General features: G+C 54.6%; 19 protein-coding genes. 7 read left to right on the forward strand and 12 right to left on the reverse strand.

All coding sequences use genetic code 11. From position 1 onward, the window contains the following. Nucleotides 1-87: 87 nt before the first annotated feature. Entirely contained in the window at nucleotides 88-657 is a 570-nt protein-coding gene (gene lepB / locus ACK4HN_RS06785; protein ID WP_409877400.1) for a signal peptidase I, read from the reverse strand. Between the two features lie 86 nt (nucleotides 658-743). On the opposite strand from lepB, the gene ACK4HN_RS06790 reads away from it, so the two are divergent. Then, complete coding sequence (locus tag ACK4HN_RS06790; protein ID WP_409850938.1) at nucleotides 744-1,136, forward strand: DUF1823 family protein; 393 nt, start codon at nucleotides 744-746, stop codon at nucleotides 1,134-1,136. Here the strand turns inward: ACK4HN_RS06790 and bioA are convergent. The 11 genes from bioA to ACK4HN_RS06845 all read right to left on the reverse strand — a co-directional run bounded on the left by bioA (nucleotide 1,112) and on the right by ACK4HN_RS06845 (nucleotide 10,792). After that, nucleotides 1,112-2,422, reverse strand: a complete 1,311-nt coding sequence (gene bioA, locus ACK4HN_RS06795; RefSeq protein WP_409868373.1) for an adenosylmethionine--8-amino-7-oxononanoate transaminase — start codon at nucleotides 2,420-2,422, stop codon at nucleotides 1,112-1,114. The genes ACK4HN_RS06790 and bioA overlap by 25 nt on opposite strands. After that, complete coding sequence (locus ACK4HN_RS06800; protein ID WP_409868374.1) at nucleotides 2,415-2,678, reverse strand: YlxR family protein; 264 nt, start codon at nucleotides 2,676-2,678, stop codon at nucleotides 2,415-2,417. The genes bioA and ACK4HN_RS06800 overlap by 8 nt, the downstream gene beginning before the upstream one ends. Nucleotides 2,679-2,683: 5 nt before the next feature. Continuing rightward, on the reverse strand, nucleotides 2,684-3,871 hold the full coding sequence (gene nusA / locus ACK4HN_RS06805; protein ID WP_409868375.1) for a transcription termination factor NusA: 1,188 nt from the start codon (nucleotides 3,869-3,871) through the stop codon (nucleotides 2,684-2,686). A 42-nt stretch (nucleotides 3,872-3,913) separates the two neighbouring features. Beyond that, nucleotides 3,914-4,375: a ribosome maturation factor RimP gene (gene rimP, locus ACK4HN_RS06810; protein ID WP_409850928.1), complete on the reverse strand. Its 462-nt coding sequence runs from the start codon at nucleotides 4,373-4,375 to the stop codon at nucleotides 3,914-3,916. Nucleotides 4,376-4,590: 215 nt separating this feature from the next. Further along, nucleotides 4,591-4,890 carry a hypothetical protein gene (locus tag ACK4HN_RS06815; RefSeq protein WP_409868376.1) on the reverse strand — a complete coding sequence of 100 codons (300 nt, stop codon included), beginning with the start codon at nucleotides 4,888-4,890 and terminating at the stop codon, nucleotides 4,591-4,593. Between the two features lie 129 nt (nucleotides 4,891-5,019). Then, entirely contained in the window at nucleotides 5,020-6,273 is a 1,254-nt protein-coding gene (arsJ, locus tag ACK4HN_RS06820; RefSeq protein WP_409868377.1) for an organoarsenical effux MFS transporter ArsJ, read from the reverse strand. Between the two features lie 10 nt (nucleotides 6,274-6,283). Continuing rightward, complete coding sequence (locus ACK4HN_RS06825; RefSeq protein WP_409868378.1) at nucleotides 6,284-7,294, reverse strand: ArsJ-associated glyceraldehyde-3-phosphate dehydrogenase; 1,011 nt, start codon at nucleotides 7,292-7,294, stop codon at nucleotides 6,284-6,286. A gap of 87 nt (nucleotides 7,295-7,381) precedes the next feature. Continuing rightward, on the reverse strand, nucleotides 7,382-7,990 hold the full coding sequence (locus tag ACK4HN_RS06830; RefSeq protein WP_409850988.1) for a beta-carotene isomerase domain-containing protein: 609 nt from the start codon (nucleotides 7,988-7,990) through the stop codon (nucleotides 7,382-7,384). Then, nucleotides 7,980-8,696 (reverse strand): hypothetical protein, encoded by a 717-nt coding sequence (locus ACK4HN_RS06835; protein WP_409868379.1) that lies wholly within the window; start codon nucleotides 8,694-8,696, stop codon nucleotides 7,980-7,982. The genes ACK4HN_RS06830 and ACK4HN_RS06835 overlap by 11 nt, the downstream gene beginning before the upstream one ends. A gap of 81 nt (nucleotides 8,697-8,777) precedes the next feature. Then, nucleotides 8,778-10,094: a DNA methyltransferase gene (locus ACK4HN_RS06840; RefSeq protein ID WP_409868380.1), complete on the reverse strand. Its 1,317-nt coding sequence runs from the start codon at nucleotides 10,092-10,094 to the stop codon at nucleotides 8,778-8,780. Nucleotides 10,095-10,234: 140 nt separating this feature from the next. Next, nucleotides 10,235-10,792 carry an SPOR domain-containing protein gene (locus ACK4HN_RS06845; protein ID WP_409868381.1) on the reverse strand — a complete coding sequence of 186 codons (558 nt, stop codon included), beginning with the start codon at nucleotides 10,790-10,792 and terminating at the stop codon, nucleotides 10,235-10,237. Between the two features lie 84 nt (nucleotides 10,793-10,876). Between ACK4HN_RS06845 and ACK4HN_RS06850 the strand changes: the two genes are divergently transcribed. The 6 genes from ACK4HN_RS06850 to ACK4HN_RS06875 all read left to right on the forward strand — a co-directional run bounded on the left by ACK4HN_RS06850 (nucleotide 10,877) and on the right by ACK4HN_RS06875 (nucleotide 16,528). Further along, nucleotides 10,877-11,932 (forward strand): thiamine phosphate synthase, encoded by a 1,056-nt coding sequence (locus tag ACK4HN_RS06850; RefSeq protein ID WP_409868382.1) that lies wholly within the window; start codon nucleotides 10,877-10,879, stop codon nucleotides 11,930-11,932. Beyond that, nucleotides 11,929-13,119, forward strand: a complete 1,191-nt coding sequence (locus ACK4HN_RS06855) for a class I SAM-dependent methyltransferase (protein ID WP_409868383.1) — start codon at nucleotides 11,929-11,931, stop codon at nucleotides 13,117-13,119. Before ACK4HN_RS06850 ends, ACK4HN_RS06855 begins: the two co-directional genes overlap by 4 nt. Then, on the forward strand, nucleotides 13,116-14,057 hold the full coding sequence (locus ACK4HN_RS06860; protein WP_409868384.1) for a YgfZ/GcvT domain-containing protein: 942 nt from the start codon (nucleotides 13,116-13,118) through the stop codon (nucleotides 14,055-14,057). The genes ACK4HN_RS06855 and ACK4HN_RS06860 overlap by 4 nt, the downstream gene beginning before the upstream one ends. A 73-nt stretch (nucleotides 14,058-14,130) precedes the next feature. Further along, nucleotides 14,131-14,541: a hypothetical protein gene (locus ACK4HN_RS06865; RefSeq protein WP_409868385.1), complete on the forward strand. Its 411-nt coding sequence runs from the start codon at nucleotides 14,131-14,133 to the stop codon at nucleotides 14,539-14,541. Then, nucleotides 14,525-15,874 carry a uridine diphosphate-N-acetylglucosamine-binding protein YvcK gene (yvcK, locus tag ACK4HN_RS06870; RefSeq protein ID WP_409868386.1) on the forward strand — a complete coding sequence of 450 codons (1,350 nt, stop codon included), beginning with the start codon at nucleotides 14,525-14,527 and terminating at the stop codon, nucleotides 15,872-15,874. The genes ACK4HN_RS06865 and yvcK overlap by 17 nt, the downstream gene beginning before the upstream one ends. Before the next feature lie 63 nt (nucleotides 15,875-15,937). Continuing rightward, nucleotides 15,938-16,528, forward strand: coding sequence for a DUF3177 family protein (locus ACK4HN_RS06875; RefSeq protein WP_409868387.1), 591 nt, complete (start codon nucleotides 15,938-15,940; stop codon nucleotides 16,526-16,528).

Below are 16,528 nucleotides of genomic sequence, written 5' to 3' on the forward strand. Positions count from 1 at the left end.
CAGCCCTGTGGGACAAGTGGTGCCATTGCCTCCTGAATGGGGACTCGTGGATGACGCTAGGCCAACACTAATGCGACTGATCACCTATTAGGCAGCCGGGGAGGAAATTTTACCCGCATGGTTGAGGGGCCAATAGCAGGCGATCGCCCGACCAATGACATTCTCAAGGGGCAAAAATCCCCAGATGTGGGAGTCGTTGCTGTGGTTGCGGTTATCCCCCATAACAAAGATCATATTATCGGGGACTGTGACTGGGGATAGTGTATAGACGGGTGGCTCAGCAATGTACGGCTCTTCGAGGGGGCGGTCGTTGACCCAAACTCGACCATCATGAACGGCAACTGTATCTCCGGCTGTGGCAACCACCCGTTTAATCAGGGCTTGATCAGCTCGATAACCGAGGGTCTGCAAAAGGGGTGGGGTGCGGAAAACAACAATATCCCCCGGCTGGGGCGATCGCTGGCGATAGGTGATTTTTTCCACCACAATGCGATCGCCCGGCCAAAGCGTTGGCTCCATGGACTCTGAGGGAATAAACCGCGACTCCGCCACAAAAACGCGGATCAGTAGTGTGATCAGCACCGCCATCCCGATCAACAGGGCATTATTGCGTAGCGATCGCCAGCGGGAAGGGGAATTGGTTGCCGAAGCAGACATATAAGGGCAGATTTAGAGAAACCACCACTTTTATGGTACTGGTTTCAGTAGACCGACAATTACTAGAGTGTGAATGAAAAGTGTGAATGAATAGTGCTGATTCGCCACTGCCCCCTCTCACAGAAGCCACGTTGTGGCAAATTCTCAATGAGGAATTGGATGATGCTACAGTCAATCAGCTCCTGTGGCACTGCTTAGGCTATCGCTATGATGCCCACAGCCAAACTTGGCAGAGCGATCGCGTGCCCCCCGAATGGCAGCAAGACTATCCCCAGCCCCCTGACTTCATTGGCAGTCGCCCCGCCATTGTCAAGCTCACTCGCTCCATTCCCCCTGCCCACAAGCAATTGCTCAAAGAACAGTTGGGCTTTGCCGGCTATGAGATCAAGGAACTGAACCCCCGCCGTACCCGCCGTGCCACTGCGGTCAATTGGCTCCTCAGCTACATGGCCACTCAAACAGAGGCCACTGCGAAATAACCTTTGGCCACCTCGATCGCCACTTGGCGGATGGCTTGATAGACCGTGGCTAATTCCGCATCAGTAATGCAGTAGGGGGGCAAAATATACAACGTATTCCCCAGAGGCCGCAGGAGAACCCCCAACTCAATAAAGCGGCGGCGCAGTTGCGGCACAAGGGCACTAAAGTAGGAAGCTTCTGTCTCTAATTCCATGGCTGCGATCGTGCCACAGGTACGAAAGTGCTTGAGATTACCGACATCCGCCAAATACTGCCGTTGGCACTGCCAATGGCGTGCCTCTAGACTTTGGTAGGATTCAGGGTGGGCAAGGAGCAATTGCAACGAAGCCACACTGACGGCACAGGCCAAGGGATTTCCCGTGTAGGAATGACTGTGGTAGAAGGCGCGCGTGGGGTCATCATCATAAAAGGCTTGGTAAATTTCTTCCGTGGCCAAGGTGACGGCAATGGGCAAGCAGCCTCCCGATAAGCCCTTGGACAGACACAGGAGATCCGGTTGCGTGCCGGCTTTCTCACAGGCAAAGAGGGCACCGGTACGCCCAAACCCCGTCATCACCTCGTCATAGACGACTAACACACCATGAGCCTTGGCAATCTCAGAGATGGCCTGCAAAAACCTAGGGCGACACATGCGCATTCCCGCTGCGCCTTGGACCAGGGGTTCAATAAACAGCGCAGCATAGGCATCGGGGTCTGCCTTCAGGGTGTCCTCCAGTTGCGCGATCGCCTGTGCCTCCTTGGTCTCGACCTCTGGATCTTCCGGATAGGTTGCTGGGTAGGGCAGGATCGTCAAGGGAGGGAGCAGTGGCTGAAAGGGTTGCCACCAGGGGGAACTTTGGCCGACGGTCATTGCCCCAAGGGTATCGCCATGGTACCCCCCGGCAAAGCCAATGAAGCGCGATCGCTGGGGTTGGTCTCGCCGCTGCCAATACTGGTAGGCCATCTTCAGCGCCACTTCCACGGCGGTTGAGCCATTGTCGGAAAAAAAGACCCGTTGTAACCCCGCTGGGGTGTGGGCACACAGCAGTTGGGCAAGCTGCTCCGCTGGCTCATGGGTAAAGCCGGCAAAAATGACGTGCTCAAGGGTTTGCGCCTGCTCATAGAGCGCCTTAGCCAGCACAGGATGGCTATGGCCATGGAGCGTCACCCACCAACTGGAAATGGCATCAATAATCTGACGACCATCGCTCAGTTCAAGGCGAGCACCTTGGGCACGCACCACCTTCAGGGGCGGATCCGCCGTTTTCATTTGTGTAAAAGGCTGCCAAATGGGGGAGTCAGTCATGATTCTGATGGGCATCTAGGCGAGCAGCAAGGGTGGTAAAGATATCCTCGGGAATCGGACAGCGGAGCGATCGCGCCAAGCGTTTTTTTTGTTTGGCCACCTTGAGACACGCTGCCGCGGGACACAGGTAAGCCGATCGCCCCATCCCCCGATCCAACTGCACCCTTTGATCGGGCCAGCAGCGCACCACGCGCCAAAACTCTGAGCGATCGGCCAAGCGACCACAGGCCACGCAGCGGCGTTGGGGATTAGCCATCTTGACTAACTCGCAATCTGTTCTTCGAGGGCAGCCATGGCTAAGCGATCCTCCTCTTCGTAATTGTATTGGGAGATATCGCGCACCTCGATTTTCCAGCCCGTAAGGCGAGTGGCTAAGCGCACATTTTGGCCTTCTTTACCAATGGCTTGGGAGACTTTATCCGGTGCCACGAGGACATGGGCAATGCGGGCTTCAGGGTTAATGAGCCGCACCTCCTCCACCGGCGCCGGACTCAGGGAATTGGCGATATAGGTGGCGGGGTCCGGTGACCAGCGGATCACATCAATTTTTTCGCCCCGCAGCTCATTCACCACCGCTTGAATGCGGGAGCCTCGTGCCCCAATACAGGCACCCACAGGATCCACATCCCGCTCTAGGGTATCCACCGCAATTTTGGTGCGCGGGCCAACTTTGGGAGTTGGTGGATTGGCTTCGCGGGCAATGGCCACAATCCGCACCACCTCATCCTCAATTTCGGGCACCTCATTGGCAAAGAGATAGACCACCAAGCCGGCATCGGCGCGGGAAACCTCCAATTGGGGTCCCCGTTGCGACCCCTCTTTGACGCGCTTGAGATACACTTTGAAGGTGGAATTGGCGCGGTAGTTGTCATTGGGAATTTGTTCCCGTTGTGGCAGTTCGGCCTCCACTTCTGGCTGGCTGGCATCACTGCGCACGGCCATAATCACCGATCGCCGCTCAAAGCGGAGCACCCGCCCCACAAGTACGGTACCCTCGAGATCTTTGAATTCCTCTTGAACTAGCCGACGCTGCTGATCCCGCAACTTTTGCGCCAGCACTTGCTTAGTTTGCATGGCGGCCATGCGGCCAAATTCCTGATGGTCAGGGGTCACATCCAACAGCACCGTATCGCCGACACGGGCATCCTGCACCACCTGAATCACATCGGCAAGGGCAATCTCGCGATCTGGGTTCTGCACCGTTTCTGTAATTGTTTTGGTGGCCAACACGCGGAAGCCCTCCTGCTCAGTGTCGAGTTCCACTTCAAAGTTGGCAAAGTGATCTTCCTCAAAGTGACTATGATCCGGGCGCAGACTGCGGCGATAGCGTTCGTATCCCTTGAGCAGGGCTTCTTTGAGGGCTTGGTGCACTGCGTGCTTGGGTAAGTTTCGCTCTTGGCTAATTTCATTGATCATGGCCCGTAGGCCGGGTAAGCGATAGAGAGTCATCGTCCGTTACAACCTCATTTATCTGGATAAAATCAATCTGAGCTAGGGTTCACCGCTGGGGGTGTACAGTTGCACACTGGCAATGAGGGAGCGGGGAATCGCCAGCGATCGCCCCCGTTGATTGAGATAGACATTCTCCGCGTCACGGCGAATTAGGTTGCCCTCCCAAAGGGTTTTGCCCCGATGAGGTGCAGTGGTCGTCACCCGCACGGGAAAGCCGCGAAAGGCATCAAAGTCGCGATCGCTACTCAGGTAATCCGACAGGCCGGGACTCGACACCTCAAGAACGTAGGCAAACTCCAGCTCTGGCAGCCCATCCAAAGCCATCTCCAGTGCCCGACTCAGCCGCTCACAATCCTCTAGGCTGGTGTCCTTCTCAGGATGGCGCACCTCCACCCGCAAAATGGGTGGCGATTGATGGGTCAGCCACTGCACACTAACTAGATCAAGGTGTTCTTGGTCGGCCACCTGCTGCGCCAGAGTTTGCACGACCGGCAAAAGCATTTGTATCTGCATAGGAAATAAAAAAGGCGGGACATTGCCCACCACACCCAAACAACCTGAAAAAAGGACACTCCCGCCTTCCTACAGGAAGGATAATTCTGAATCCTTCCCCGTGGAAGGTTCATGGGTGCTGTCACTACACCACTCTTGATGAAGACTAGTATAACAGCTAACCGTGGGCGATCGCCACCCCGACCAACACACTCGAGACATGCCTAGCGATCGCTAAAATCGCCATTCGTCAGTTCATCGCCGTCGTAGTCTTCTTCCTCCAGCTCCAAGTCCTCCAAGACAGGATTCAGGAGCACTGCCATTTCAGCTTCATGGTGGGTGAGCCACTGGCCTGGGGTACGGAACCAGCGGGGCGGATTAATGTAGCGAGCATAGTACCAAGGGGGAGCGGTAGGCTGGCTAATCTCCGCCTGTACACGAATTTTCTCACCCGGATAGTAGGCATCTTCGGGTTCCACTTCTAACCAGACTTTTTGGCCGATGATTTCTTGGGGGAGCATCATAATGGCACTTCCTTGGGGAACCTCTCCTACAGCTCTCTGGGCAAGCAAGAAAATGCTTGACCCTCCTTGCCCTTAAAGGGCTGTACTTTCATTTTATTGCCTTCTCCCTTAGGTGCGGAAATGTTGCATTTATTCACCATCCCCCACAGCAAGGGAGGGGTAGGGGTGCTGTCGTTTTGGATCCTCTAGTTTTAGGGAAATCATTCCCGCGCAGAGAACAAAGACCACCGAGGCCCATAGGCAGCCAACAATGCCCCAAATTTGATAGATGAGGCCAGAGAGTACGGTTCCCGCTAGTCGCCCGCCGGAGTTGGCCATGTAGTAAAAGCCAACATTCAAGGCCACCTTTTCATCATCGGTGTAGGCCAGCACCAAGTAGGAGTGGACTGCCGAATTCATGGCGAAAATCAAACCAAACAGAAGCAAGCCACCAATAATCACCGCATTGGGATTCCAGTTGCTCATCAAGCCCAAGGCAATGACGGCTGGGACAATCGTCAGCGTAAACGTCCAAAACTGGATAGTGGCGGCTTGGGGAGGCCGACCGCGATTGAGGTATTTCAACAGCACCGGTGCCGCAGACTGCACACCGCCATAGCCAATGACCCACAGGGCGAGAAAGCCCCCTACTTCATAAAATGACCAGTTGAGGACACTTTGCAGATAGACGGGCAACCCCACCACAAACCAGACATCCCGCGCCCCAAAGAGGAAAAAGCGGGCAGCGGAAAGGATATTGATCTCCTTGCTCTTGGAAAAGAGTTGACGAAACTTGATTTTCTTTTTGATCTGCCCCATTCCCCGTGGCAGCAAGAAACCGGTAAGCATGATCAGGAGGAGGGCGATCGCCATGATCCATAGGGACGCCGTAAAGCCCGTCAACGTCAACAGCACACTACCAACAAAGAATCCCACTCCCTTGAGGGCATTTTTCGAGCCAGTGAGAATTGCTACCCACTTAAAGAGCCGTGACTCTGCTTCTTGGGGCACCACCAAGCGAATGGCACTCTTGGAACTCATTTTGGTGAGGTCTTTGGCCACCCCCGACATGGCCTGTGCGGCCATCACATAGGGCACCGCAAACCACAAAGGCCAGTCCTGCGTCAGGGGTGTGAGCATGATCAGCGAGACCACCTGTAAACCAATGCCCGCATAGAGGGTGACATTCAGTCCTAAACGGGAACCAATCCAGCCACCGAGAAAGTTGGTGACAATGCCAAAAATTTCATAAAAGAGGAACAGGAAGGCAATTTGCAGCGGTGTGTAACCAATCTGGTTAAAGTAGAGCAGCACTAGCATCCGCAGTGCGCCATCGGTAATCGTGAACCCCCAGTAGGCGAGGGTAACAATCATATAGTTGCGGACACTGGTGGACACAGCCATAGCAGACTCCTTAGGGCAAAGTCGTGGCGACGCGGCGAGCTAATTCGGCCATGCGGTTGCTGTAGCCCCATTCGTTGTCGTACCACGCGAGAATTTTTACCTGTGTTTCATCCACAACCATGGTGGAGAGGGCATCCACAATGCTGGAACGGGGATCGTTGCAGTAGTCAATGGAAACAAGGGGGCGCTCCTCATAACCAAGAATGCCCTTGAGTTCTCCAGCAGCAGCAGCCTTCAGGGCTGCATTGACTTCGGCCACAGTGGTGGGGTGACTAACTTCAAAAACACAGTCGGTGAGCGATGCATTCAACAGAGGTACCCGCACCGCCAAGCCGTTCAGTTTCCCCTGGAGTTCTGGATAAATCAGCCCGATGGCAGTGGCTGAACCAGTTGTCGTTGGTATAAGAGACATGAGGCTAGAGCGGGCACGGCGCAAATCTTTATGGGGCGCATCCACCACGGTTTGCGTATTCGTAACATTGTGAATGGTGGTAACCAAACCATGGCGAATGCCAAAGGTTTCGTGAATTACCTTAACGACGGGGGCAAGGCAGTTGGTTGTACAGGAGGCGGCGGTGAGCAAGTGGTGTGCTTGGGGATTGTAGAGATGGTCATTGACGCCCATGACAATGTTAAACGCCTTTTCTTTGACGGGGGCAGCAACAATGACTTTTTTCACCCCGGCTGCAAAGTAGGCCGCTAGTTGCTCAGCCGTACGGAATTTACCGGAGCATTCCAGAACAATCTCAACTCCCCGTTCTTGCCAAGGCACCTCTGCCGGGTTTTTTGCTTCCGAAAAGCTAACGATCTGATCATTGATGGAGATCGCCCCCTCCTTAGCTTGGATAGACTGTGGCCAACGACCATGAACCGAGTCAAACTCTAGCAAATGGGCGGCAGCGGTCGTGCCTCCTTTAATCTCGTTGATGTGGCGAAAATCTAGTTCAGGCCAACCCCATGCGGCACGCAAAACCAAGCGACCAATGCGGCCAAAGCCGTTGATACCAATGCCAACGCCCATTGTTGCTGCTCCAGCAGGACATCCCTACAGTATTTCAAATAATCTTGAATTGTCAATTGGCACCAATCCTTCTCCAAGAGAATGGGCTTAAACGTGGGGGCAAGGGGTTTGATTCGGATCATCCCAACACGGGGGCAGCGTCGGTTCAGGCATCGGCTGGGCAGGGGTACCAAAGACCATCTCACAACTGTAGTCGCTAAAGTTGGGCGTCATGGTTAGAGGAATGCCGAATCGCTGCCGAAAAAATTGCTCTGTGGGCTTTTTGCACAGGTTCATACACAGTGCCACACATTGGGATTCAGCAAGATAGCGGCATTTTTGGATGCGCACCCCACTCTGCTGCCACTGGCGGGGCTGATCCGGGGGAATGACCTCGACCCAGTAGCGATCGCTGGCCCCCACTAACCAGCCCGTGAGGCGGGTGGCAAACCATGCATTCCACTCACAGACCCAACGGGTCGGGCGAAAGAGGGTGCGTACCAAGGTGCTGATGACCGGCGGGACTAACTGATCAAAGACCTTGGCCACAATGGCCTGCTGCTGCGCGGGCGATCGCCCCTGCTTTACTTGCCGTGTGATTTCAATAAAGCCGACGTAGTCGAATCGCTGTGGCGCAACCCCAATGACACTGGCGATCGCGCGAATGAGGCGAGCCAAGCACCATCGCTCTAGCCAGTTCAAAGACTCAGGCGGCATAGTCAAGATGATCGAGCACCTCAAGGGCAGCACGGCGAACTATCGGATCTGTTTCCTGTCCCAGTAGCAGATATAGGGCTTCCTGCACTTGACGGCGATCAGTCCCCTTAGAGACGCGAGCGAGTTGGCGAATGGCCACCAGCCGATGCAGGGGTTGAGGGTGGGTGAGGTCAGCAAACCATTGGGACACCTGTTGGGTTTGATGTTGCTGTTGCAGTTGGCCAATGACTGTGCCAAGGAGGGCAATGACGCCCACCAGCAGGATGCCAAGGATGACCAAGGCCACCACTAACCACGGATCTGCTGTGTGTTGAGCAATATGCAGCAGGGTATAGGTACCCAAACAGGCCAGTAGTCCCCCGCCCACCGTAAAGGCAAAGGGATGGTGTAACCACTCCTGAAACTGTTGGCGAAGCTCTTGCCATAGCGTCAACAGTCGGCGTTGCCAGCGACTCAGGAGAAAAATCGTTCCCACCCCACTCAGGGTTGCCACCATCAAAGGCCCATCGGTTTGCCACAGGAGGAGGCCTGCCCCCAGTCCGCCGATAACCAGCAAAAGACGCTCAGACAGCAGATTAAAAACAAAAGATTTCCAGTGCAGCCGTTGCGATCGCGTAGCGTGCCCTTTGGGCAATCGCCTTTGGCCTAGCAGAGTTGAGCGCCGTTGAGGTCGCGGCACTGACCATTTCGCCCAAGAGATAACCATAGGGTGGGTATACTGCCAATCGATGCTTTATTCTACAGTAATTCTACGGTACAGCCCCTCAGCTTGTCTGAATTGGCTGCACTAGCCTTTCCAGCGGAGGATCACCACTTCTTCTCGCAGTTGCGCCTTAGTGGCACTGGCAAACCGTGTGCGGAAGAGATCTGTGCGCACAACCTCATAACCAAGGGCTTGGGCAATGTCAGCCAATAACTGACCCGTGCGAATCATCACCCGCAAATAAGAGGCCTGATCACCGACGACGTAGGCCAGTTGGGCATTGGGACGCAGGAGCGATCGCAGGGCAGCCAAGTGACGCGCCATGCCCCCAAAATAGAGCTTTGTAACCCTAGCGTAGCGCTTCTCAAAACCAGAGGTCTTGCCCAGTTCGATACGGCGACGTTCAATCTCCTCGGCAATGGCTTGAATTTTGGGGTGATCCCGAACCCAGCGATCGTCATCATCGGCTTTATAGACATTGCGGCTGTTAGAACGGATCAGCCCCCTCTTAAAGGCTTGTAAATCTGCCTTGGTTTTGATAAAGCCCAATACCACTGATTCAAGGCGAGTTGTTCTGGTGTAGTCCTTTTCGTTGGGGTAAGGGGGTGACGTAATCACCGCATCAACAGACTGCGGTGGTAATACTCTATCAGGACATCGCGCATCTGCCAGATAGACGTGCGCAGGGGTATGATTTTGACCGTTGACTTGCCGCAGATCCTCCACCATTTCACCAATCTTGGCAAGCCAAGCACTAATCACTGGCGCATCAACTTTAGGTTTACCGACACCCACTTCAGGGCCAAAGCGCAGATTACTCACGGCAAAAACCAGAATGTGGGCGATCGCCAGCAATTGATGCCGATAGACCTTTTCTACTTTGTATTTCTGCAAGCACTCAAGGAGTACCAATACCTTGTGTAAAGGAATCGGACTGATTGACCCCGCAAGGATAAGTTGATGTTGTTCTGGAGCGAGTTGGCGTAATAGTAGGTCAGCAATATTCCCCTCAAAGGGAACCGCGTCCTCCATCCCTTGCTGCCGCAGAATGTCAAGGGCAAGTTCTGCCACCTCACAGGAGTGACTGGAGAGTAAATCAGGATCAACCTGCCAATCCGTCTTTACCGATGTTGCGAAGTGGGCAAATGGATGGGCTTCTATCCCCACTGAGGGGATGCCCCGCAGCTTTGATTCAACCAGCGTTGTACCTGTGCCACAAAAGGGGTCGAGGATGACACTCTCTGTATTCAAGCCGAAGTCTTCTATGTAGTCTCTCACCAGATGGGGCGGGTAGGAGAGCACAAACCGATACCAGCTATGAAAGGCGCGGTCTTGCTCATCTATCTTGTTGATATTGCCGTTGTCTTGAGGGACTGTTGTATCCTGAGAATTTTTAAGCAACGCAACTCCTGTGGCGATTTGCTCCTAATCCTCTAAGTGTATAAAAAATTGACTGCGTTGGCAGGGGGTTCACTACCCTGCCTCAAAAAGCGTGCACTCTTTAGGCCTCTTCGCGGCGTTCTTGATCCAAGTGAAGTCGTTTAAGGGAGCCGTTGAATCTCAGCGCGAAAGCCATTGACCTCCATAAAGGCGCGCATTTCGCTGGCATTGGCCTCGTTTTGGAAGCTCCCCACTTGCAGGGCGCGGCGCTGGCCAAGGGTAATGGGTATCGCATCGGGGACAAGCGATCGCAGACGTTCTTGGTTGGCCACATCATCCTCCCGCAGATCCAAAACAATCACCCGAAACCGCGTTCTGGGGGCTACGGGAGCGAGCGGGGTCAAATCGGTGTCAACAATATCTGGTGGGGGGGGCAATTGATTCATCGCTCGGTCATTGCCAACAAAGCCCATTGGAATCGGGCCACTGGGCACCGGCAATCGTTCGAGCGAATTGTCCAATCGTTGGGGTGGTGGGTTAGCAATGGGAGCCGTGCTCACCTCTGGTGGCGGCACAGGAATTGGGATGACGGTATTGACCTCTGGCGGTGGCACGGGGATGGGAATCGGTTCTGCGGCCAAGACAGGCGTCCCCCAACCCATTAGGATCAAACATAGGGGATTCAACCACGGCTGGGAGTGAATGCTGAAACGGCTCATCAAAAACTTCATTGCTCTATCAACAACGCCGATGAACGGTGAACAGAATTGTCTTGATTCTTTTCTGTGGGGATTCGACGTGCTATGCAAAATTTAGCTCCCGGATCTGAGGGGCAGCGCATTCGGCGGATTCTCGATGCCAACCTTGACCGTGCCCGCGAAGGGCTGCGGGTGATTGAGGAATGGTGCCGCTTTGGCTGCGAAGATGCTGACCTGAGTGCAGAATGTAAAGATTTGCGCCAAACCCTTGGCCGCTACCATACTCCAGAGTTACGGGCGGCACGACAAACGGATCAGGATCCGGGGACTGCCTTAAGTCATCCCCAGGAGCGCGATCGCCAAACCCTCAGCGAGGTGCTCACCGCTAACTTTGCCCGTGTCCAAGAAGCGCTACGGGTGATTGAGGAGTATGCGAAATTAACGGATACTGAGCTGAGTGACACCGCCAAAGCCCTACGCTACCGCGTTTACATTCTGGAGCAAGCCCTGATCCTCAACCCACGCCATGCTCGAGCGCGGCAACTGCAGGAGGCAAAACTTTATCTGGTTACCTCTCCTAGCGATCGCCTGCTGGAAATTGTGGAAGCTGCTTTGAAGGGGGGATTGTCCCTTGTGCAATACCGTGACAAGACCAGTGATGATCACACCCGCCTAACCACAGCTCGCCAGTTGCAAGCGCTCTGCCAACGCTACGGTGCCCTGTTTTTGGTCAACGATCGCGTGGATATTGCTGTGGGAGCCAATGCTGATGGTGTCCACCTTGGACAAACGGATATTCCCATCGAACTGGCTCGGCAAATTTTAGGGGGCGATCGCCTTGTGGGACGCTCGACCACAAACCCGCAAGAATTGGAGCGTGCCATTGCTGAAGGTGCTGATTATGTCGGTGTGGGGCCGATTTTTGCCACTCCGACTAAACCCGGTAAAGCGGCGGTAGGCTTTGACTATCTCCAATACGCCCGCAAACACGCCCCGATGCCGCAGTTTGCCATTGGTGGCATTGACCTGAGCAACATTGATGCGGTTGTCAAGGCAGGGGCGACGCAGGTGGCCGTTGTCCGCGCCATTATGGAGGCGGCTGATCCAGAAACAACCACCCGTGAATTATTACGACGCTTATCCCAAGGGGAACCATCATGACCTCAGCGGCTGAGATTACCGCTGCTGTGCGGCAGCTATACAATACCTATCCTTTTCCGCCGGAACCCCTCCTTGATGAACCACCACCGGGGTACAACTGGCGTTGGTCTTGGCCAGCGGCCTATAGCTTTTGCACAGGACGCTATCCCTCCCAGTTGGACGTTGCCATCCTCGATGCTGGCTGTGGCACCGGTGTGGGGACGGAATATCTCGCCCACTTGAATCCCCAAGCAAAGATTACTGCTTTGGATCTCAGTGAGGGTGCTTTGGAGATTGCCCGCGAACGCTGCCGGCGATCCGGTGCCACCAATGTTCAATTTCATCACCTGAGTTTGGAGGATGTAGCACAACTGGGGCAAACGTTCCAGATGATTAACTGTGTCGGCGTTCTACACCACCTGCCCGATCCGCAGCGGGGGATTCAAGCCCTTGCCGATGTTCTTGCCCCCGGCGGCATTTTTCATATTTTTGTCTATGGCGAACGCGGTCGCTGGGAAATTAAGCTGATGCAGCAGGCCATTGCCTTGCTTTTAGGGGGCGATCGCCACAACTATCGCGAGGGAGTGGCCATTGGCCGCCAACTTTTTGCCGCATTGCCCGAGAATAATCGCCTGAAAAAGCGAGAGCAGGAGCGCTGGAGCCTCGAAAATCAGCGGGATGAATGCTTTGCTGATATGTATGTGCATCCCCAAGAAATTGACTACACGATCGCCAGCCTCTTTGACCTCATTGCTGCCTCTGGCCTAGAATTCGTTGGCTTTTCCAATCCCCAAGTTTGGCAGTTGGAGCGACTATTGGGCAGCCAGCCAGAACTGTTGCAACGGGCACAACAATTAGATCCGATCCAGCAATACCAGCTCATTGAATGCCTTGACCCTGAGGCAATGACCCACTTTGAGTTCTTTTTAGCCAAGCCGCCGCTGCCCCGTTACGATTGGTCTGAGGATGCGGCTCTGCTGGCGGCCATTCCGTGGCGACACCCCTGCTTAGACGGTTGGCCGGGTGCCTGTGTCTTTAACTGTCACTATGACGTGATTCAGCTCAATCAGGCTGAGCAGCAATTCCTGACGCACGCGACGGGTCAAAAAACCGTGGTTGAGTTGCTAGCTGAGCAACCAGACTTTAATCTTGCGGGGGTGCGATCGCTCCTTGAACGGCATTTACTTCTCTTGGCAGTGCAAGAATGACAGATCTCCTCGAAATAGTCTCGACAAGCGGTGCAGTTTATGATTGCAGTCATTGGGGACGCCTCCGCCTCACGGGGGGCGATCGCCTGAAGTTTTTGCACAATCAAAGCTCGAATAACTGCCTTGTCCTGCAACCCGGCCAAGGGGCTGACACCGTTTTCCTGACCTCGACCGCCCGCACCCTTGATCTGGCTACCCTCCTTGTTCATCAAGAGTGGGTGGATCTCTTGGTATCTCCGCAGCGCCGCGAGTTTCTCCTGAAATGGTTTGATAAGTACATTTTCTTTGGCGACGATGTTCAGGTGAGCGATCGCACCGCTGAGAGCTACTGCTATCGAGTTTTTGGGGGCGTTGCCGAAAAGATCGCTGCCCAGTTTGGTCTAGAAAAATTGGCCAACCCCTACGATCATGTCACTGTTGCTCACGAAGGTGCTCCCCTAACCCTTGTGGCCACCAGTGGTCTTGCCATTGCCGGTTTGACCCTGTGGAGCGATCGCCCCCTCAGCGATTTACTCAACCCCTATCCCCCACTGAGTGATGCCGATTGGGAGCACCTACGCATCCGCCAAGGCCGCCCCGCTGCCGATGCCGAACTCACTGAAGCGTACAACCCCCTCGAAGCACGGCTAGGGCATACCATTTCTTTTAATAAGGGCTGTTATATCGGCCAAGAGACGATCGCTCGCCTGAATACCTACCAAGGGGTCAAACAATATCTTTGGGGTCTGGAATTAAGTGCGGCAGTCACCCCTCCTACCCCCCTACTCTTGGAGGGTGAAAAAGTGGGGCTGCTCACGAGTTGTACCTCCCTCAATGGGGGAGCCTTTGGCCTCGGCTACGTGCGCACCAAATTGGGCGGTGTGGGGTTAACGCTGCACACGCCAGAAAGGGTCACTGCCCAAGTCGTGGAGGTGCCATTCTTAAAAAGCGTTGCCTAAAAATGCTCTCGCCAGAGAATGCTATAATCCAATCGGTCCGTGCAGACATTTACTGACCGAAGGAAGGAAGCCTATGGCCACGGCACAGGTGCTAGCATTTATGCAAAAGACCGCGGAGGATGCCAAACTGCGGCACGAATTGGAAACCCTGCTGGGGGTAGGTGATGGCAACATTAGTGGGGCTGCCGAACTGGATGCCGAGGAACTGGCTGCGCTGCGGGGAGAAATGGCGCCGAAAGTGGTGGATTTTGCCAGTCAGCATGGTTTTGAGTTTTCCACCGATGAACTGGTACAAGTCGTAGATTCCTTTGCCCAACATCAGGCGGGGGAAATCAGTGATGACGAATTTTCAGGCATTTTAGGCGTTCCTGTCAACAGGGAGCACGCTGAACACAAAAGACAGATAGCTAACCCCCTGCAGCGCCTTGCTCGCTATCTCAGCAAAACCTATTTGGGCATTGATCCGGATGAGGAGAGCGACTAAGGCTCAACAACTCTCAGCTAAGCTGCGTCCAGCCCGTCGCAAAATCCGTTTGTGGTCGCAATGGCTTCTCCCTGGGCTTTTGGTTAAGCGCTGGCTTTTAGTGAGTGCATTGGGGGTACTGCTTGCCAGCCTTGGCTTTGCTATCAGCATTAATCTGACTCCCGTTTTCTATTTTTTGCAATTTCTGGAGCAGTTTCTCCAGAGTGTGGCGCGCTTTGTGCCCAGTTACATCAGTGGCCCCTTGTTGCTCCTTGTGGGCTTAGCACTCGTTGCTTGGGGCTATGCCCGCACGCTAGGCTCCATTACGGAAGTCCTGCTGCCAGAGGATGATAAGGCTCTGGTGGAGCGCCTTTTGACCTATCGCCGCCTGGGGCGTGGACCAAAAATCGTGGCCATTGGTGGCGGTACGGGGCTGTCAACCCTCTTGCGAGGCCTGAAACTCTACAGTGCCAATATTACTGCCATTGTGACGATGGCCGATGATGGCGGCTCCTCCGGACGGCTGCGGCGGGAAATTGGCGTGCTGCCCCCAGGGGATATTCGCAACTGCTTGGCAGCCCTCGCAGACGAAGAGAAATTGGTGACGGAACTCTTTCAGTACCGCTTTGAAGCGGGCGATGGCCTAGCGGGGCATAGTTTTGGCAATTTGTTTCTGACGGCCATGACGAATATCACAGGGGATCTGGAGCAGGCGATCGCCACCAGTTCAGCGGTCTTGGCCATTCGCGGCCAAGTGCTACCCGCCACGCTGACGGATATGACCCTGTGGGCACGCCTTGAGGATGGTCGTCTCATTCATGGTGAATCAAACATCACAGCGGCGCGGGGTAAAATTGTCGAAATTGGCTGCTCGCCCCCTGCCCCCAAAGCCCTGCCCCGCGCCATTCAAGCCCTTCGCGAGGCCGACTACATCATTCTTGGTCCTGGCAGTCTTTACACGAGTATCATTCCCAATCTCTTGGTGCCTGAGATTGCCCAAGCCCTTGCGGAGCGACAGTGCCCCTGTGTTTACGTCTGCAACATTATGACGCAGCCAGGGGAAACTGATGGCTATACTGTAAGTGATCATGTGCGTGCCCTTGATGGGGTGACGGGCGATCGCCTGTTTGATGCGGTGCTGGTGCAAAAATATCCCCCCAGTGCTGCTCACCTAGAACGCTACGCCCAGCAGGGCAGTACGCCTGTGGCCATTGATCGCGACGAACTGGCGCGCCAAAACTGTCGGCTAATCCTCGCAGATGTGATGGACGAATCTACCCCAACCGTGCGCCATGACTCCCGAAAGTTAGCAGCCATTCTCATGCGTTGGTATGAGCGGGTGCGATCGCTCTAGCCTTGTGCCCTAGGAGGACGATCCCTAATAATAGAACCATTGCCCTTGGGTGAGTGGCCTGTCATGTCTTTGGAACTGTTGCGATCGCTGGTGTGGATGGACTACCGCCTTGCGGTGCTCTTTACTGTCGTTATTCCCTTAATCCTGCTGCTGTGGTCAACGGTTAAAAATGTGCCAGCCATTACGCAACTGCTGATTATCTACTGGCGGGTGTCCAGCCTCTTGGCAATTACGGTGTACCTGATGATGCCGCAGTGGCCAGTGGCCTATGTCACAGGATTGATGGCCTTGGTGCTCATTCCCCTTAGCCTCTGGTTTTGGGTCGATCTCAATGAAGAAATTAGCGATCGCCAAGACCTCCTAGGTCAAGTCTTTAGTAGTTGGCGTTGGGCGGTGACGCTCTACTGTATCCTTGCCGCCATTGGTCAGGCTTTTTATTTGCCCTGTGCGTTTGTGGCGGGTGCTGTTCAGACTCCCAGTTGCCAAGTCTGGCTCGAACCGCCCCTGATGTTCAAAGATATTTTCCATGCCCAAGCCCGCGCCGGTACCCTTGGCTTCTTTGCCGCCGTTGCCCTTGTGATTTATATGCTCTATCTGAGCTACTTTGTCTTTGTGCGCTTACCCAAGCAGGGGCGATCGGCCACGGGTCTATAG

The sequence above is a fragment of the Thermosynechococcus sp. genome (assembly GCF_046299655.1).
GTDB lineage: Bacteria > Cyanobacteriota > Cyanobacteriia > Thermosynechococcales > Thermosynechococcaceae > Thermosynechococcus.

What these genes read in the sequence shown, in the direction of transcription:
- lepB (WP_409877400.1), bottom strand. Translation starts at nt 657, where the DNA reads ATGTCTGCTTCGGCAACCAATTCCCCTTCCCGCTGGCGATCGCTACGC.
- ACK4HN_RS06790 (WP_409850938.1), top strand. Translation starts at nt 744, where the DNA reads ATGAATAGTGCTGATTCGCCACTGCCCCCTCTCACAGAAGCCACGTTG.
- bioA (WP_409868373.1), bottom strand. Translation starts at nt 2,422, where the DNA reads ATGACTGACTCCCCCATTTGGCAGCCTTTTACACAAATGAAAACGGCG.
- ACK4HN_RS06800 (WP_409868374.1), bottom strand. Translation starts at nt 2,678, where the DNA reads ATGGCTAATCCCCAACGCCGCTGCGTGGCCTGTGGTCGCTTGGCCGAT.
- nusA (WP_409868375.1), bottom strand. Translation starts at nt 3,871, where the DNA reads ATGACTCTCTATCGCTTACCCGGCCTACGGGCCATGATCAATGAAATT.
- rimP (WP_409850928.1), bottom strand. Translation starts at nt 4,375, where the DNA reads ATGCTTTTGCCGGTCGTGCAAACTCTGGCGCAGCAGGTGGCCGACCAA.
- ACK4HN_RS06815 (WP_409868376.1), bottom strand. Translation starts at nt 4,890, where the DNA reads ATGATGCTCCCCCAAGAAATCATCGGCCAAAAAGTCTGGTTAGAAGTG.
- arsJ (WP_409868377.1), bottom strand. Translation starts at nt 6,273, where the DNA reads ATGGCTGTGTCCACCAGTGTCCGCAACTATATGATTGTTACCCTCGCC.
- ACK4HN_RS06825 (WP_409868378.1), bottom strand. Translation starts at nt 7,294, where the DNA reads ATGGGCGTTGGCATTGGTATCAACGGCTTTGGCCGCATTGGTCGCTTG.
- ACK4HN_RS06830 (WP_409850988.1), bottom strand. Translation starts at nt 7,990, where the DNA reads ATGCCGCCTGAGTCTTTGAACTGGCTAGAGCGATGGTGCTTGGCTCGC.
- ACK4HN_RS06835 (WP_409868379.1), bottom strand. Translation starts at nt 8,696, where the DNA reads ATGGTTATCTCTTGGGCGAAATGGTCAGTGCCGCGACCTCAACGGCGC.
- ACK4HN_RS06845 (WP_409868381.1), bottom strand. Translation starts at nt 10,792, where the DNA reads ATGAGCCGTTTCAGCATTCACTCCCAGCCGTGGTTGAATCCCCTATGT.
- ACK4HN_RS06850 (WP_409868382.1), top strand. Translation starts at nt 10,877, where the DNA reads ATGCAAAATTTAGCTCCCGGATCTGAGGGGCAGCGCATTCGGCGGATT.
- ACK4HN_RS06855 (WP_409868383.1), top strand. Translation starts at nt 11,929, where the DNA reads ATGACCTCAGCGGCTGAGATTACCGCTGCTGTGCGGCAGCTATACAAT.
- ACK4HN_RS06860 (WP_409868384.1), top strand. Translation starts at nt 13,116, where the DNA reads ATGACAGATCTCCTCGAAATAGTCTCGACAAGCGGTGCAGTTTATGAT.
- ACK4HN_RS06865 (WP_409868385.1), top strand. Translation starts at nt 14,131, where the DNA reads ATGGCCACGGCACAGGTGCTAGCATTTATGCAAAAGACCGCGGAGGAT.
- yvcK (WP_409868386.1), top strand. Translation starts at nt 14,525, where the DNA reads ATGAGGAGAGCGACTAAGGCTCAACAACTCTCAGCTAAGCTGCGTCCA.
- ACK4HN_RS06875 (WP_409868387.1), top strand. Translation starts at nt 15,938, where the DNA reads ATGTCTTTGGAACTGTTGCGATCGCTGGTGTGGATGGACTACCGCCTT.